This window comes from Candidatus Liberibacter solanacearum CLso-ZC1 (assembly GCF_000183665.1).
Lineage (GTDB): Bacteria > Pseudomonadota > Alphaproteobacteria > Rhizobiales > Rhizobiaceae > Liberibacter > Liberibacter solanacearum.
This window is the reverse complement of sequence record NC_014774.1, coordinates 16,282-32,926: the sequence shown is the minus strand read 5'-3', so window position 1 is coordinate 32,926 and position 16,645 is coordinate 16,282. Positions and strand designations below refer to the sequence as shown.

Here is a 16,645-nt window from a genome sequence, read left to right as displayed (position 1 = left end):
GGCTGTTTTAGCTTTTAGCTACTTCAGATGCTACTTTCTTTGCTACTTTCCTTGTTTTAGGTATTATATCATCTATATCACAACCACCTAAGAAAACAGCTGTTGATATCATCGCAACTGTAGAAATTAATCCTATCTTTTTTATATTCATGTCGTTCCCCGTATATAGGCAATATCGTTGTTCGTGTATTAATCTTATTTAATACAAATTAACACAAATTAACATCTTTAGGTTGTGTTAGTCAAGATCATGCCACAGCTTTTAATTGATTTAATCAAAAAATTTGAAGGGCTTCGTCTATCTGCCTACCGTTGTCCCGCTAGCATTTGGACTATCGGTTATGGCCATACTGGAAATGATGTTTTTGAGGACTTGGGCATAACTGAACAACAGGCAGATGATCTTCTTAAATAGGATGTTTCGAAGTGCTTAAGCCAAGTATTTACCGTTGCCCCGATTCTTATTCATGCTGGTGAAAACCGCATATCGGCTATTGGGGATTTTGTTTTTAATCTTGGAATAGGGAGGTATAGGAATAGCACTTTGAGAAAACGTGTATATTCTGAAGATTAGAAGAGTGCATCTCATGAATGCAAAAGATGGGTTTTTTCTGGAGGAAAGAAGTTGAAAGGGCTTGTGGCTCGAAGAGAAATAGAGGTAGAGCTATTGTTGGAAAATTAGCGATAATCTGATAGTCAAAAGATACGGGATTGCAATAATAAAAATTATAGTATTCTCATACCTTGTTTTTGGTGTGAAAGCATGACATACAACGGTAATCAATCCCTTGTTGTTCTCTAACCCCTTGGTTTCTGGTATACCAATAAAATCGTTTAGAACAAGCGGGGGTTAGGGTTTTCTTTGTCTGTTTAAATTCTTATAAACGTCTTTTCTAAGGGATATAACCAGTACTTCATAATTGACGCTCCCTTATCTGATATAAAATTATTCTATTTTCAATAGCGGGGCGAACAGGGTCGAGATAGTTTTTTACTTGTGATTCCAAAGTGGAAACAAGACTTTCTCCCGTCAATACCTTTATTATCTTATAAAAAAAGCTTTTGCACCACATACCACGCCTGATATTGTTCCTACAGCTTGGTGCGTTTGGTCTTTATAAAAATCATTAGCTATACCAAGCATTATAACTCTTCCTAATTAGCACTATGTTAATATTAAAAAATACTATAGAATTATAAAATAATTGTAACAATTGGCTCCTCCTAGTTGATCATATTTTAAATATTGCAATATTTCAAATATTTTAATAGGAAATTCTAGTACACTGATAAAACTGTGCAGAAGAAGCGAGATAGCTGCAAAGATCGCTGGAATTTTCCACAACATTCCGCGTACTGCAACAAGGATCTTATCTAGCTTATCATTGAGTCGATCATAGTTGTTCTCAAGTAGAGTCAAGCGATAATCAGTGAGAGGTTGAGAAGATGTTTTGTGATTTTTTTCTTTTTCTGCAACGTTTGTCATATCCATATCTCCATAATTTTTACTTATTATAGCTTATAACCTAAAAAGTGCAAGGATGCATTATTATTCTTTCCCACCTTAACAATTTCTCTTACGAAGCATATTTGTTTGACTGCTTGTTCTAGGTTGTCATTGGTAATCTTAAAGTCATAAGCCCCTTGCATCCCGAAGAAGTTGAAAGGGTTATTTGCGAGAAGAGAGATTGAGGCAGAGCTATTGTTGAAAAATTAGCGATAATCTGATAGTCAAAAGATGCGGGATTGCAATAAAGAAAACATAGTAGAATCAACACCCTATAGATTCAGGGTTAGAGTATCTTAAGTAACTGATTTTACGATTTTATTTTCTTTTTTTATGGAATATTCTAGTGCGCAGAAAATTTACTTCCTCACCAAGGAGGCAGGGTAATAGTCACTTTTATTCCATCTGCTGTTAGTGCCATATTTTTTTCTATAGCATTGCTCACTTTATCTATTCGAGCTATAGCCAGAGCTTTTTCCCCTACAATGATTCCAAGTGTTCCTATTTTTGTGTTGTCAACAAAGAGAGAGGAGCCATTAGCCGGAAGAGCGTTATATCCCGTTATAATTATTGGACGTTTACGCACTATATTACGGTGTTGCATTCGGGAAACAACTTCTTGCCCGACATAACAACCTTTCGTAAAAGAAATTCCTTTAACAAGGTCCATCAAGGCATCATGAGGGAATATCGTAGAAGGCGGGAAGTCAGGGATAGGTTCAACTATCCCATAATTAATTCTAAGTTCATGATATTCTTTAGGGTCAGATGTAGATTCTTCATTATATCCCCATGTTCTGTGAAGTAATATACCGGCTATTGAAAATCTTTCATCAATAAAGGAAGGGCTTGTAGGAGCCTGTTCTTGATTCCAAGATAGGGTGATTCCGTTTATTGGTTGAACTTCCAAGGCAACATCTGAGCGTAATTTATAAAAAAGAAGCTTTTCTATAAACGAATCACGTTGCAGCTTATTTATTTCTAATACAAAAACATCTTCTTCAATTTTGCTTATCAAAAAATAAAATAAAATTTTTCCTTGAGGGGTTAGAAGTGCGCTACCACGTGCAACATCAAAAGGCAAAGACGTTATATCTGCTGTAATAATTCCTTGTAAAAAAGTAGAGGCAGATTTACCTCGAACTTTTATAAAAGATTGGCTTGATAGGTAAACAGATGGCATTTATTTTCTCAAACAAGTGCTTTCAGCAAATTTTTATTGGCTTGTTAAATATAATTTTCTATAAAAATTAAGAATTAGCCTATGATGGCTATCACGAGAATTCTTTTTTGCTAATAATAATTTTTTATTTATTTACTGAATAACTCGCTCGGGAGAAAACTCTCCTGCCAGCATGCGGGATATCAGTGAATTGATAAGTAATTCTACTTTTTCTTCTCCATGGAGACGTACTGTTTCGCGAATTGCCTGAGTGATAGCGGCGTTAGCAATAATTTCTGGTTCTATTCCATCTGCCATACCACCTGCCCAAGCTTCATTCTGATATTCAATTGCAGCTTGCATTTTTTCATGAAGAAGGAGGGTATCAAGATCTTGCGTTTTATTTTCCACGCTTCGTATTTCCATAGCTTTTACTCCTAGCTAATAAACTGTCGTTGATTTCCTAGTTATTTGAATCACACATACAATCAAGAATAATGATCTTATCAAATCTTAATTTTAATACAGCAGAGAATCCCCCATTGATTCCAGGATATTGTATAACTATAAAATAGTATAGTGTTTTTAGATTTAAAAGTGATAATTTACCCTTAAAAAGAAAAGAGAGGTTAAAAATTCATTATTTTTTTAAATACGTTTATAAATTTGCATGAGATAATGATAGATAGAAATGGTAAAAACCACGCCATAATTCCGTTTATTCTTTTAAAAATACATATTGTTTATTCAATACTTGTACGATGGGTTCCAGGTGATTATTTTCAAAATAATCGTATCCTATTTTAAGAATATTCCAGAAAAAATAGTCTGGATGTGTTTGGTAACGTTTCATATTTTCTTGTGTCATGCGAAAAGGGAATGCTTGTACTTGTATATATGATTGCATCTTTCCTCTGAGAGAATCTCGTATTATCGCATAAATTTCTAGAATTTGTTTATCATTCATTGCATAACATCCTGCAGAGGAACACCCTCCGTGAATCATGATATCGGTTCCTGTTCGATTATGTTCTCTATCGAATTCGTTAGGAAATCCGATGTTGATTGATAGATAATATTTTGAATTAGGATTTAAATTATTCCATCCTATGTAATAAAATCCTTCAGGAGATTGTCTGTCTCCTGTTTCTATCTTAGGTCCAATAATCCCTGACCATGCGCATATTTTATATTGCTTCAACAGGATATATTGCGCGTCGTAGGTATATTTCCATATTTCAAGGATATTCTCTTCTTTAAATATGCGTATCAAAGAAGGGTGGTAAGGTGAGGTTTTTTTCTTCTCCATATAGCGTACTAAGCTCTTGGGTAAGGGATATTCCGCTTTATCAACCAATGGCTTATGAGCGCATCCATTGAGGAATATTAATAGTATAAATGGTATAACATTGTATAATTTTATCACTTTGGAATCTTTGATTGTTCTATAAAGCCAGGAAAGAGATACTGCGAATGAGAAATCATTTATAAATTTCGTCCAATGTTTAGATATTTTTGATGTCTATGTTGACGTATTTCTTTTCCAGAGTATATTGATGCCTCTAACAAGGATTTTTTTATTACTTCATCAACAGAAGCAATTGTTTGTGCAGGATTTCTATGCGCCCCTCCTATAGGCTCTGGAATTATCCCATCAATGATAGCAAGCTCTTTTAAATCAGACGATGTTATTTTCATAGCTATAGCTGCTTGTGCGGCACGAGAAGGATCTCTCCATAGGATTGATGCGGCTCCTTCTGGGGAAATAACGCTATAAATGGAATGTTCTAACATATAAACATAATTCGCAGCAGCGATCCCCATTGCCCCACCAGATCCTCCTTCTCCAATAATGATTGCAATGATTGGAACTTGTAATTTAAGGCACATCTCGGTAGAACGAGCAATGGCTTCTCCTTGTCCACGCTCTTCTGCATCAACTCCAGGATATGCTCCAGCTGTATCTATAAGTGAAATGACTGGTAATTCAAAGTGATCAGCCATTTTCATAAGGCGTATAGCTTTACGATATCCTTCAGGACGCGGACTCCCAAAATTATGTTTGATTCGTGATTTTGTATCAGAACCTTTTTCTTGCCCTACAATAGCAACAGACTGTCCATGAAACTTTGCGAGACCAATTTGCATTGCTGGATCATCTCCAAATAAGCGATCTCCTGATAGAGGTATAAAGTCAGTAAAAAGAGAATTTATATAATCAACGTAATGAGGTCTGTTGGGATGCCTAGAAATTTGAGTCTTTTGCCAAGGAGTAAGTTTCGAATAAATCTCAGAGAGAGCATTTTGAACTGCTGCTTCCAGTTTTTTAATTTCTTCGGAGTATTCTTTTGCATCATCTTCACGAGATAGTTTTTTGAGTTCATGAATTTGTGCTTCTAAATCAGAAATTTGTTTTTCAAAATCAAGATAATTATGCATAGCAATAACTTATAAACCTCTCAATATATAAAAAAAATAAACGGATAACAAATTCTAATATTTCTTCAACTTTTTAGCAAGAGGATGATAATCTTGAACTAATTTTTGCAATTTATCTGGTAATAGATGGGTGTATATTTGCGTTGTTGATATATCTATATGACCTAAAAGTATTTGTATAGTACGTAAATCAGCCCCACCTTCAAGAAGATGGCTCGCAAATGCATGGCGTATTATATGAGGCGATATGTTCTTTGTTTGTATGCTAGCGCGAGAAGCTAGTTCTTTTAGGTCTCTTGCGAATACTTGGCGTGATAGGTGTCCTGTTTTTGTAGATGATGGGAAAAGCCATGGACTATTTTTTGTCATTTCCATAGTAGAGCACATTTTTTTGTACATTTGTAGAGCACATAAAGACGAAGGAGAAAATATAACAAAACGTTCTCTATTGCCTTTTCCTTTAATGATCATTATGCGTTCTTCTAGGTTTAAAGTATGTGAAGAGAGTGTGACCAATTCACTCACGCGCATGCCAGTAGAATATAATAGTTCTATTAGCAAAAACATACGGATACGTTTCCACTGACCTGGCGAAGGATCTTCTGATTCTATTTTAGCTTGTTTCAAAAGGTCTGCTATGGCGTTTTTGTGTAGCGTTTTTGGGAGTGTGTGATTTTTTTTTGGAAATTGAAGTGTTTCGGAAGGATTATCTTTACGCAATCCTTCACAACAAAGAAAATTATAGAATTGTCGAATCGCGGATATTTTCCTTCTTTGAGAACTTGCTTTTAATTTTCTTTGAGAAAGATGGTTTAAGTAAGCAATCAAGTTATCTGAAGAGGCTTTTGATAGTAACAAGTCATCATCGTCGAGGAAAAGTTGAACTTCCTCTAGATCACTTTTGTAAGAAGTGAGTGTATTAACGCTTGCGGCGCGTTCAGAACTCATCATTTCTAAGAAAAGACCTATGGTGTCTTTATATTCTACTTTTTTTTGTTTTTGCGTTTCCAAAATATTTTAAAAATCACTTTTAATGTCTACAAGATTTACAATTAAGTCACTGTATATCTGCGATTAATTTTAATGAATTGTGAATGTCATAGTAGAATTGCATTGATTTTGTCAATTACATAAAATTTTTTTTCTGTTGATAGAAGGAACGTATTTCGATATTGCGAATGGTAAAATTAGCAAGAAAACTTTTCAATATATTGGCATGTAAGGGCATTGTTGACAACAATCTTTCTGGTTTATTTAAAGTCAGTAAATTATCTCACGTTGATAAGGACGACTTTGGGAATATGATCGGTATTACGTATGCGATGTGCTTAAATCTGATCTTATGTACAGAGAATCTATTGATGATATAATGATTAGAAAGTTAAATATTCTGATGTAATTATAATTGTCCAATAAGATTTATTATTATAGAACAATAAAAATGTGCTAAGAATTTTGCTTGGATTGTTAGTATTATTTTTTGGTTATGCTAGCTATAATCAATCATGATATGGTACTTTGATTGTGATATATGTTTGTATCTTGGATTTTATTTTAAAAATATTTTTTAGATACTATATATCTAATTTAATCTTTTATCGGATAAGAGAAAAAAACAATATCGTGATGCAAGTAATGTTTGTATAACTGTGCATGTAAAAGAGCAACAATGAGCTAAACTAATGCTTTTCAAGGGTATGTTTTTCATCAGGAGAAAAAGCTTCTATGGATAGAGCATGTAATTCATCCTTTATTTCTACTTTTAGTAGTTCATATATTATTTTATGTCTTGATAGTAGGTTCATTCCTATAAATTGTTTGGATATAACCTTTATGCGAATGTGTGTTTCGCCGGATCCATTAAATTGTGGTTGATGTCCGGCATGGAGATGGCTTTCGTTGATTACTTTCAATTCATCTGGAGATAACGCAATGCGGACTTTTTCTGTTATTCTATTACTCAGTGATACATGAGTTGTTTGCATTTCCTATCCTATTCGTCGTATATAGTAACTATTACAGTCGTAATAGTTATTGATAAATTATTGTATAGTTAGTAATAGTAAGCCATTATGAACCTTAATTCAAAGTATTTCGATCGTATTAGAAATCGCAAAAAACGGAAGAAGAATGATCCGAGCCCCAAGTCTTCTATTTGCCAGTGGGATAACTGTCAATGTACAGGGGAGTACCGTGCTCCTGTAGGTAGTGGTGCTGAGGATAATTTTTTTCTTTTTTGTCTTGAACATGTAAAAAAATACAATAAAGGATATAATTATTTTGTAGGTCTTTCTGATGATGAAGTTGGTCGTTATCAAAAAGAAGCGGTGGCTGGAGAGCGTTTTACTTGGACAGCACTTTTATATGCAAAACGTTATCCTTCGGATGTTTTCTTTTTTCAAGAATCTAAAAATTCGTATGGTAATTTTTCTGATAGAGCAGAGCATCGTTTAAACGCTATACAGTTTAACGCATTTGAAATATTGGGATTATTATCTGATTCTTCTCCTGAAGAAATAAGGGGAAGATACAAAAATTTGGTAAAAAAACATCATCCCGATTCAAACGGTGGAGATCGTGGTACGGAAGAGCATTTCCAAGCCGTTGTCCAAGCATATAGAGTATTAAAGCAATCTGGATTTTGTTAAAAATATCGGCGTCTAACAAAAATATATTTTTTCACAAAATTATCATTTTAGTATATGAAGATCGAATAAAAAAAAGAATTTCAATTATTTATAGAATAGGTGTAGTCAACTTTTTATAACATTTTTAAAGGACAGTAAAATTCATTCACGAAATGAATTTTATAAGAACTTAAATTTTTTGCTACATATAATAAAGTAAACGAACACCTTAATATTATGTTTGAGCAATCATTTCAGAGGATTTTTCAGATATTTTTTTGATTATTTGACTACGCAAAAGACGAGTACGATCTGAGAGATTTTCTTTTTTAGAGTGCAAGAGAAATTGATCTAATCCTCCCTGACGTTCAACGGAGCGTAGAGCATGTTTCGAAATACGTAGTTGATATTGTTGCCCCATAATATCTGAAATTAATGTAATCCTGCAGAGATTAGGGAGAAATCGGCGTTTAGTTTTATTATTAGAACGGCTAACTTTATTCCCTGACATGACAGTTTTTCTAGTTAGTTCACATACTCGTGACATCATTTTGCTCCTTTTCTCTGGATAGGGAAGAAACATTCTTTTATTTTTGGTTTGATAAAATCGCTCTTTGATTTTTCCATGAATGGCCATTATATTGTAATAGATAATATAGAGATAATACATACATTGATAATATAAAAAATGCTAGTCCCATTTCGTTATATTCGTGTTGTAATAAACTTTTGATCATAAATCTTTTCTTCTTTACGAATCAAGGACTTATTTAGTAATGTTTTCTTTTATGGAAAATGCTTTGGCATTACTATTTTGTTAAAAAAAATATTTATTTAAATTGATCTTTACGGATACGCAGTTCAGTAAAAACAGCAAGATTACTAGCATCTTCCATGTGTAAATTCTTTCGCAATATAGGATCTCTTGTTCGCAAGAAAGGATTCACTTTCTTTTCAAGAGATATCATGCTGGGATTGGTATAGAGATTTTTAGTGCGTAGGGATTTTACTTTAGAACAATATTGTTGTAACTCTAAATTATGAGGGTCGCAAGATAATGCGAATCTGGCATTGTTCTCTGTATACTCATGTCCAAAATAGATATGTGTTTTATCTGGGAAAGATCTTATTTTTTCTAGTGATTCGAACATTTCAGCAAAATTTCCTTCAAATATTTTTCCACACCCCAATGAAAATAACGTATCTCCGACAAAGAGAAGATAATCTTCTATGAAATGATAACAAATATGACCCATAGTATGTCCTGGTGTGGAAAAAACATTGATCTGATGTTGTCCAAAATTCAAAGTATCTCCATCGGATAATCCATGGTCTATTTTCGGGATTTGATGTGATTCTATTGATGGTCCAAATACTGTGCAATTGAAAATTTTTTTGAGATCTAAATTACCTCGTGTATGGTCTATATGGTGATGTGTATTGAAGATATGTGTTAAGAACCAATTTTTTTCTCTGAGCATTCTAAGGATGGTATTTGTATCGGGAGTATCAATAGCAACAGTTAATTGATGTTGGCTATCATGAACAAGGATGCAAAAGTTATCATAATAAAGGGAAATGGCAATATTCAGTTTATTCATAATTTTCTTGTTCCTTTAAAGTGATTTTTTGTATAAAAGTTTACACTTAGATAAGAAGGATTATTGCAATGATTAATTTATTTAACAGAGTATTGTAAATGCGAGTTGATATTATTGTACTGCGACAGTTTTATAGCTCGTTTCTTGGTCGGTATGTTAGGGATGCTATATCTAAAGTTTTGTCAACAACATGGGACGATATAACTGGATATCGTCTGTTAGGATTAGGTTATGCTGTTCCCTTCTTTCCCTGTTTTGATGGTAAAACAGAATGTAATTTGGCATTTATGCCTGCAGGGCAGGGGGCAACAAATTGGCCAGATCAGAATTTATCTTCAACTGCTCTGATATCGGAAGGACAGTTACCACTTTTAGATTCTTCGGTTGATTGCGTTTTAATGGCTCATTATTTGGAATTTGCGGAAGATCCTTCTGTAATGTTGCGTGAAGTATGGAGAGTGTTATCCTCAGGTGGTCGTATGATCATTATTGTTCCTAATAGACGTGGTGTATGGGCGCGTATGGAAAATACTCCATTTGGTTCGGGACAGCCTTATTCATGGACTCAGATGATTTCTCTATTACGAGAATCAAATTTCACTCTATCCTCTACTTCAAGAGCGCTTTTTTTCCCTCCCACTAATAAGATGTGTATATTGAAATTATGGTCTATTTTTGAAAAAATTGGCAATATTTTTTGGCCAGGATTTGCTGGTATTTATGCAATAGAAGCAAGAAAAATTTTGTATGAAGGAATTCCGATAGTCGAATCTAGCAAAAAGAATATTTCTGTTCCAGTGCTTGTTCCACAAGCTATTTCCACTTTAGGAAACAAATAAATTTCTATTGATTATAAGTAAAGCATATTATTTCTTCTAGGGTAGAAAATTCTTTTACAGTAAAATGCCTACATATAAAAAATATTAAGTTTAACTCTATGTATTTTCTTGTAATTGTCGCAAAGCCTTTTGGGCAGATTTCGGAAGCTTTAATTGGGGATTATCATGAATAGTTTCTAGTAAAAGTTTATTGCTTTCGTATTCCATTTTTTCTTGTAGATCTGTAAAAAATATTGTTCTTGGTATTCCAGCTGGTATTGGTTTTAAAACGCGTACTTTAAAATTACCTGGATAACGCATCGACTTTCCACGTGGCCAGAATAACCCAGCATGTACGACAATTGGTATAACTGGGACGGCAAGAGAATCATATATATGTGCAATCCCCTTCTTGTAGACGGGAGCATCACCTGGAGAACGACGTGTTCCTTCAGGATATATTATCAATTGGCGATTGCTTGTAATGGCTTTTTGAGCACGATTGATAATAGTTTTCATATCAAGTTTTCTTGAATTTCTTTTGATGCCAATCATTCCTTGTTTGATACAATATAATCCTATGATTGGTATATAAAAAACAGTGTGTTTTAATATGAAAATAGGATCTTCGATGCAAGTCAAAAAGAAAAATGTATCCCAGGATGATTGGTGTTTAATTGCTATTATACATCCTGTTTTTGGGATGTTTTCTATCCCTTCTATTTGAATATTTGTCCTTGTAATATATTTTAATAACAGCTGGTTTGTATGTGCCCATATTTTTGCCAGATACAAGCACTGTTTGCGCGTCATGAATAGATTTAATAATAAAAGAACAATTAATATTGCGAAGGTGTTAATGAGAAAGAGTGTATTAAAAATCAAGGATCGAACAAAAATCATAATCACATAATCCATTCTACAATTATTCTCAAATCTATGATGCAAGAATTTACGAGACAATTTGTAAAGATAATAATAAAATCTTCAAATATTCTATAAAAGTCATTCTTAACATCTTCATATATAAGATTAAAGTATTCTTTTGCAAATCATGAGTTATGATCGGATATGGAACAAACTTTGTCATGGAATTTTTTCTGTTTAATTCAAGAAGTATTCTAGGAATATGATAGTCGTGCGTTATAATAAGAACATGATGATAGTCATGTTTTCTAATCCATTCTAATGCTTCTTTAGCATTGCCAGCGGTATTGAGCGCTTTATATCCTATATCGACACAACATTCCGCTAAATCTTTTCGTATAGGGATTTTTTGAAGCAAAATATCCTTGCTCACAGAGTGATGAACTCCCGATATAAATACTCTTTGTCCTATTTTATTTTCGAGCAATTCAAATGCTTTTTCTATCCTATTTGGTTCTCCTGTCAATACAACGATAGCGTTGATAGAAGGATTTGCAGGTATTGGGATTTGCACAATATACTGTATAAATAAGACGAATCCCCCTATAAAAAAAATCAAACATGCAGCTAGACTATACCAAAGATAGCGCAATTTATCCCCTTGTAGGTTTATCGTGAGAATAAAATATTGTGAAATATTTTTTTATTATTGCTATCTCAATTTTTTTGAAGAAATAAATTCTCTTATTTTGAGATGGTTTGTTAAATGTATAAAAAATATTAAATACTATTAATATCATTTATAGATTTTTCATGTGTAAATTTTTACGGAAAAGATTTATTTTTTTATTTTGGTGTTTTTTTTATTATTCCATAACGCTTATTCCAGCTGTAGAACGAAATAGGCAATAGAATGATAATATAACATAATGTACTGGCAATGACGACTTCCCATAAGAATCGTATCATGAATGCGATATAAGCTGCAGAAAAAAGAATCATAGGTACTATACATTTTCTAGGAATTTTTTTCCCTGACCAAACGGGTAGTCGTGAACATAGTAAAAAACTAATGATCATGGCATAAACTGTTGAAGTGTATCCGTATATTGTATTTACTTTAAATCCTAAAAATTTTATATACAATGGTAACATTAGTAGTATTGCTCCAATTGGAGCTGGTAGACCAACAAAATATTCGTCTTTCCAAACTTCTTTATGGTCACATTCATTCATAATATTGAAACGCGCTAGACGCAAACTGATTGCGATCGTATACATAAGCGCTATACTCCAGCCAAAGGTATTGGCTTGATTTAGAACGGCAATATAAGTAACTAAAGAAGGAGCAACGCCAAAATTAATAACATCAGCTAGTGAATCCATTTGTTCGCCGAACTTTGAAGTTGCCTTCATGAGGCGGGCAATGCGTCCATCTATTCCATCAAGAAAAGCTGCGACAAGTACCATAGATACTGCTGTTTCAAGATTTCCTTCTAGAGCAGACCCAATCCCACTAAATCCTGCGCAGATCGCTAGAATTGTTACTAAGGTGGGGAATAAAAATTTGAGGGGGGGCATTTCTTTCCCCGGCAAATCCAGTTTTATGTCTTGATTAGAAGATGCGACAGGCTTCTTTAGAAGAACATCACATTCTTTGTTTTCCACGAGAAGTTTTTTCCTAGCCTATAAAAATTCTTTCCTATTAAGTACGACGTACTGATAGGGGAGGTTTGGTCGAATTAAATTCAGCGATCACAGTTTCACCAGCTACGGTTTTCTGTCCAATTTCAACGCGTATATTAGCATTTTTGGGTATAAAAACATCCACCCGTGATCCAAAGCGGATAATTCCAAAACGCATGCCCGCTTCAACTTGCATAGTTGGCTTAACCCAGCAAACGATTCTACGCGCGATAAATCCCGCAATTTGTATGACAGCTATTTTTCCATGAGCTGTTTCAAGAACCAAGCTTTGCCGTTCATTTTGTTCGCTTGCCTTATCTAGGTCAGCATTCATAAACTGTCCGTTACGATGAACAGTTTTGATAATTTCACCGCTAATAGGTATGCGATTGATATGGCAATCAAAAACATTCATAAAGATAGAAAGACGGAACATAATTTCATCATCTAGCTCTAGTTCTGGTGGTGGAATCATTTCGCATACTGCAGATATATGTCCATCAGCAGGGCTAATCAACAAATCGCGATCTATAGGTGTGACTCTTTCTGGATCACGGAAAAAGTAAGCACACCAAGTCGTCAGAATTATTCCTATCCAGAGGAAAAAATGTGACCACATCCCGACAATGATGGTAAGAGCAAGAAAAGATACTACAAAAGGCCAGCCATGAAAATGGATGGGTACTAAAATTTTTCGAATCGCTCTGAAGAGAGGCATGAACAGCATTTCTCCTTTAAAAATTGCACTTGCTTTTGCTGCACTTGACTAAATACTACAAGAATTTTTCTATCAGAGTACGTTAGCAATGTAAATATCTAAGATTAGTTTGATAGCATACCTTGTAAGATAATATCTTAATAGATAATAAGAAATATTTAAATTTATTCTATGTATTCAAGGATTCCTTTTGTTTTTTCCACATAGCGGAGTAAATGCCACCACGTGATATGAGATCTTCATGAGAGCCATGTTCTGCGACCCTTCCTTTGTTTAAAACAATGATTGTATCTGCATTGACAATAGTAGATAGTCTATGCGCAATCATTAAAGTAGTGCGATTTTCTGACAATAAATCTAATTCTTTTTGGATTTGTCGTTCTGTAATTGTGTCAAGAGAAGAAGTTGCTTCATCAAAAATCATGATAGATGGATTTTTGAGAATAGCACGCGCTATAGAGACACGTTGTTTTTCCCCCCCAGAAAGTTTTAATCCTCGCTCTCCTACTATAGTATCGTATCCATCTGGCAAATTCATAATAAATGACTTAAGCTGTGCAATTTCAACCGCACTAAAAAGCTCTTCTTCAGATGCATCGGGTTTACTATAAAGAATATTATAGCGTAAAGTATCGTTAAATAGAATGGTTTCCTGAGGAATTATTCCAATGTTTTGTCGCAATGATTCTCTGGTAACCTTCTGGATATCTTGACTGTCAATTTTAATAGAACCGCTTTGTATATCGTACAATCTATAAAGAAGCTTGGAAATAGTTGATTTTCCAACGCCAGATTTTCCAATTAATGCGGTTTTTTTGCCAGGAGAAATCTTAAAAGAGACCCCCTTAAGAATGTCATTATTAGGGTTGTAAGAAAAGAAAACATTATCAAAGGTTATGTCGCCATTTTTTATTTTCAAAGCTTGGGCATTAGGCGCATCTTCGACTTCTATTCTTTCATCAAGGATGTTAAACAATTCTTCTATTTCTATAAAACTTTGACGGGAATCGCGGTAGATTGTTCCGATGATATTTAATGGTAGAGAAAGTTGGGATAGTAGTGTGTTGATGAAGATGAAATCTCCAATGGTTTGTGTTCCTGCATAAATAGCATGAGATGACATAATCATTATTATGACCATTCCTATACTAAAGATAAATCCCTGTCCGAAATTTAACCAACCCAAAGAATTTGAGATAGATATTGCAGATTTCTCATATTTTTCCATATATTTTTTAAATTTAGTGATTTCGGCTTTTTCGGCATTGTAGTACTGCATTGTTTCAAAATTGATCAAGGAATCAAAAACCTTGGCATGGCATTCATGGAGCAAGTGATTCGTTTCTCGAAAAAGGGTAACGCGCCAGTTGCTCGTTACTACAGTAAACCAAACATAAATAATGACTATACACGCTATAACGCTAACGTAAAATAATCCATAACTATGCCATAAGAAAGCTATGGAAACAAAAAACTCTAAAATTGTTGGTATAAGATGGACCATCATAATTCGGATGATTGTTTCCATGGATTTGGTGCCATTACTTATTGCAGAAGATAATTTTCCAACTTTGTAATCAATATGAAAACGTTGTGATAGTTTATATACGTGTGAGACCACTTTATAATATAAAGTACACGTAGCGCTTTGGCCCACCTTAGCAAAAAAAACGTCACGTATCTGGTTTAATATCAAATTGAGAATACGCATAGCGCCATAAGCGATGATTAGAATTGGAATTCCCATCACCAAATAATGTACATTTTTGCTGAAGATTGATTTATCAATTAAAGATTCTGTTATCCACTTAAATAAGAAAGGAATGCTGAGTAGCACAAACTTAGAAGCAATAAGAAAAATCATTGCTCCTATAATCCGTACTTTCAAATCCAAACGATCCTTGGGCCACATATATGGCCAAAGATTTTTTAAAATTTTAAGTGAAGAAAAACGTGAAAATGCCATTTTTTTAAATACATTCGTACTATAAATAAAGCTAAATATACTTTAATTTTCAAGTAGGATCAAGGGATAAAGCGATTACTTCGAGTAAAATTTTTCTACAGTAGTAACATCTCCAAGATCTATTATGATGATCTTGGAGATGAAAAATAGCATCAGTTTTAAAATGTTTCCTATTAGCTTTTTTTATTATTTAAAATTGTGGGTAATACATAAATTATCATCGCAACAATAACCATAGAAAAAACAACTATGTTTACCGTATTAATAGGTTGTTTTAGTATGAAAACAGTATTTGCAGCCATTAGAAGTGGTGCAATATATTCCATAAGGCCAACAGTAGTTAATTTTGTGCGCTTAATTCCGTATGCAAAAACACAGAAAATAATAGAATTAAGAAGACCGTATCCCATGAGGAAGAAAGTTTCTTGGGTATTGTGCATAAAAAAATGATTCTTATCTGCAACTATAAGCCAAATAACATAAAACAAAGCAGGAACGGCAAGAATACACATCTCTATAAAGAATCCTTCGTTGGAATTAACTGGGATTGTTTTGCGTGCAAAGCAATAAGCGCTCCATGTTACGGCTATGGCTAAGGATAACATTGGAATTCCATTGTAAATTGTCATTATTACCATGGCTGCGACTATGTTAATGGCAGCAATAATTTGCAATAGATTTAAACGTTCTTTAAGAAAGATCGCTCCTAATGATAAGGCAAAGACAGGAGTTACAAAAAAACTCAGAGACGTTGCTAATCCCTGTCTGGATAAAAGCGCATAAACAAAAACACTCCAATGAGACGCCAACAAGGCTGCGCTGACCATAAGCATGAAAAGTGTTTTGGGATTTTTAAGAGTAGATTTTAATAAAGATAGTCCTCCAGAAAAATATACAACTGCAAAAAAAACTCCAGGTAATGACCACAAGATACGATGAGAAATCACTTCAAGAACAGATACTTTTTCTAAAAATTGTGTGTAAAGAGGTGTCATGCCCCAGGCAATAAAAGCAAACAAGACACAGAGAAGGCCTGTAATAGTTGTTTGATTGCCATTTTTATCCAATTTTTTGGAAAAATCTTGCTTTTTATTCACTCCATTTTGCATAAGTTTTTTCCTTTATTTGATTCGTATTATTTCTTCAAATATTTTAGCATAAGCTAATAAGTCTCTGCAAATATCTTATAAGTATATTATATTATTGATTGTATGATAGGTAGGTATTTTTTCTATCTTGTTATGTGTTAATAGT

General features: G+C 33.7%; 19 protein-coding genes and 1 pseudogene. 4 read left to right on the top strand and 16 right to left on the bottom strand.

Features of this window, described 5'->3' with window-relative positions:
- Positions 1–7: 7 nt before the first annotated feature.
- Positions 8–151, bottom strand: a complete 144-nt coding sequence (locus CKC_RS06180) for a small effector proten (RefSeq protein WP_013461446.1) — start codon at positions 149–151, stop codon at positions 8–10.
- A gap of 99 nt (positions 152–250) precedes the next feature.
- Between CKC_RS06180 and CKC_RS06225 the strand changes: the two genes are divergently transcribed.
- Together CKC_RS06225 and CKC_RS06435 are read left to right on the top strand one after the other, a co-directional pair.
- Complete coding sequence (locus CKC_RS06225) at positions 251–415, top strand: lysozyme (protein ID WP_013461445.1); 165 nt, start codon at positions 251–253, stop codon at positions 413–415.
- A 174-nt stretch (positions 416–589) separates the two neighbouring features.
- Positions 590–682, top strand: a pseudogene (locus tag CKC_RS06435) (lysozyme); the annotation flags it as partial.
- A 504-nt stretch (positions 683–1,186) separates the two neighbouring features.
- Here CKC_RS06435 and CKC_RS00175 read toward each other — a convergent pair.
- The 7 genes from CKC_RS00175 to CKC_RS00140 form a co-directional block, all read right to left on the bottom strand.
- Positions 1,187–1,486 (bottom strand): hypothetical protein, encoded by a 300-nt coding sequence (locus CKC_RS00175; protein WP_013461442.1) that lies wholly within the window; start codon positions 1,484–1,486, stop codon positions 1,187–1,189.
- A 388-nt stretch (positions 1,487–1,874) separates the two neighbouring features.
- A complete protein-coding gene (gene ygfZ, locus CKC_RS00170; protein WP_013461441.1) occupies positions 1,875–2,690 on the bottom strand; it encodes a CAF17-like 4Fe-4S cluster assembly/insertion protein YgfZ in 816 nt (271 codons plus the stop codon).
- A gap of 132 nt (positions 2,691–2,822) precedes the next feature.
- Positions 2,823–3,095 carry a hypothetical protein gene (locus CKC_RS00165; RefSeq protein WP_044054024.1) on the bottom strand — a complete coding sequence of 91 codons (273 nt, stop codon included), beginning with the start codon at positions 3,093–3,095 and terminating at the stop codon, positions 2,823–2,825.
- Positions 3,096–3,387: 292 nt separating this feature from the next.
- The gene (locus CKC_RS00160; protein WP_044054023.1) at positions 3,388–4,095 is read right to left on the bottom strand and encodes a L,D-transpeptidase family protein; all 708 of its coding nucleotides are present in this window, start codon (positions 4,093–4,095) and stop codon (positions 3,388–3,390) included.
- A gap of 59 nt (positions 4,096–4,154) precedes the next feature.
- Positions 4,155–5,108, bottom strand: coding sequence for an acetyl-CoA carboxylase carboxyltransferase subunit alpha (locus CKC_RS00155; RefSeq protein WP_013461438.1), 954 nt, complete (start codon positions 5,106–5,108; stop codon positions 4,155–4,157).
- Between the two features lie 54 nt (positions 5,109–5,162).
- Positions 5,163–6,059, bottom strand: coding sequence for a tyrosine recombinase (locus CKC_RS00150; protein ID WP_044054168.1), 897 nt, complete (start codon positions 6,057–6,059; stop codon positions 5,163–5,165).
- Between the two features lie 728 nt (positions 6,060–6,787).
- Positions 6,788–7,093, bottom strand: a complete 306-nt coding sequence (locus CKC_RS00140; RefSeq protein ID WP_013461435.1) for a BolA family protein — start codon at positions 7,091–7,093, stop codon at positions 6,788–6,790.
- Positions 7,094–7,180: 87 nt separating this feature from the next.
- Between CKC_RS00140 and CKC_RS00135 the strand changes: the two genes are divergently transcribed.
- Positions 7,181–7,756, top strand: a complete 576-nt coding sequence (locus CKC_RS00135; RefSeq protein ID WP_013461434.1) for a J domain-containing protein — start codon at positions 7,181–7,183, stop codon at positions 7,754–7,756.
- Positions 7,757–7,970: 214 nt separating this feature from the next.
- On the opposite strand, the gene rpmB is transcribed toward CKC_RS00135, so the two are convergent.
- Together rpmB and gloB are read right to left on the bottom strand one after the other, a co-directional pair.
- Positions 7,971–8,282, bottom strand: coding sequence for a 50S ribosomal protein L28 (gene rpmB / locus CKC_RS00130; protein ID WP_013461433.1), 312 nt, complete (start codon positions 8,280–8,282; stop codon positions 7,971–7,973).
- Positions 8,283–8,565: 283 nt separating this feature from the next.
- Complete coding sequence (gene gloB, locus CKC_RS00125; RefSeq protein ID WP_013461432.1) at positions 8,566–9,336, bottom strand: hydroxyacylglutathione hydrolase; 771 nt, start codon at positions 9,334–9,336, stop codon at positions 8,566–8,568.
- Between the two features lie 98 nt (positions 9,337–9,434).
- Between gloB and CKC_RS00120 the strand changes: the two genes are divergently transcribed.
- Positions 9,435–10,175 carry a class I SAM-dependent methyltransferase gene (locus tag CKC_RS00120; protein ID WP_013461431.1) on the top strand — a complete coding sequence of 247 codons (741 nt, stop codon included), beginning with the start codon at positions 9,435–9,437 and terminating at the stop codon, positions 10,173–10,175.
- Between the two features lie 96 nt (positions 10,176–10,271).
- Here the strand turns inward: CKC_RS00120 and CKC_RS00115 are convergent, their stop codons facing one another.
- From CKC_RS00115 to CKC_RS00090, 6 genes are all read right to left on the bottom strand, one after another.
- Positions 10,272–10,967 carry a lysophospholipid acyltransferase family protein gene (locus tag CKC_RS00115; protein ID WP_244392017.1) on the bottom strand — a complete coding sequence of 232 codons (696 nt, stop codon included), beginning with the start codon at positions 10,965–10,967 and terminating at the stop codon, positions 10,272–10,274.
- A gap of 139 nt (positions 10,968–11,106) precedes the next feature.
- Complete coding sequence (locus tag CKC_RS00110; RefSeq protein WP_013461429.1) at positions 11,107–11,673, bottom strand: YdcF family protein; 567 nt, start codon at positions 11,671–11,673, stop codon at positions 11,107–11,109.
- A 194-nt stretch (positions 11,674–11,867) separates the two neighbouring features.
- Positions 11,868–12,689 carry a CDP-diacylglycerol--serine O-phosphatidyltransferase gene (pssA, locus tag CKC_RS00105; protein ID WP_013461428.1) on the bottom strand — a complete coding sequence of 274 codons (822 nt, stop codon included), beginning with the start codon at positions 12,687–12,689 and terminating at the stop codon, positions 11,868–11,870.
- 37 nt (positions 12,690–12,726) lie between these two features.
- Positions 12,727–13,425, bottom strand: a complete 699-nt coding sequence (locus CKC_RS00100) for a phosphatidylserine decarboxylase (protein ID WP_013461427.1) — start codon at positions 13,423–13,425, stop codon at positions 12,727–12,729.
- 169 nt (positions 13,426–13,594) lie between these two features.
- Positions 13,595–15,391, bottom strand: a complete 1,797-nt coding sequence (locus tag CKC_RS00095; protein ID WP_013461426.1) for an ABCB family ABC transporter ATP-binding protein/permease — start codon at positions 15,389–15,391, stop codon at positions 13,595–13,597.
- A 173-nt stretch (positions 15,392–15,564) separates the two neighbouring features.
- The gene (locus tag CKC_RS00090; RefSeq protein ID WP_013461425.1) at positions 15,565–16,500 is read right to left on the bottom strand and encodes an EamA family transporter; all 936 of its coding nucleotides are present in this window, start codon (positions 16,498–16,500) and stop codon (positions 15,565–15,567) included.
- Positions 16,501–16,645: the final 145 nt, after the last annotated feature.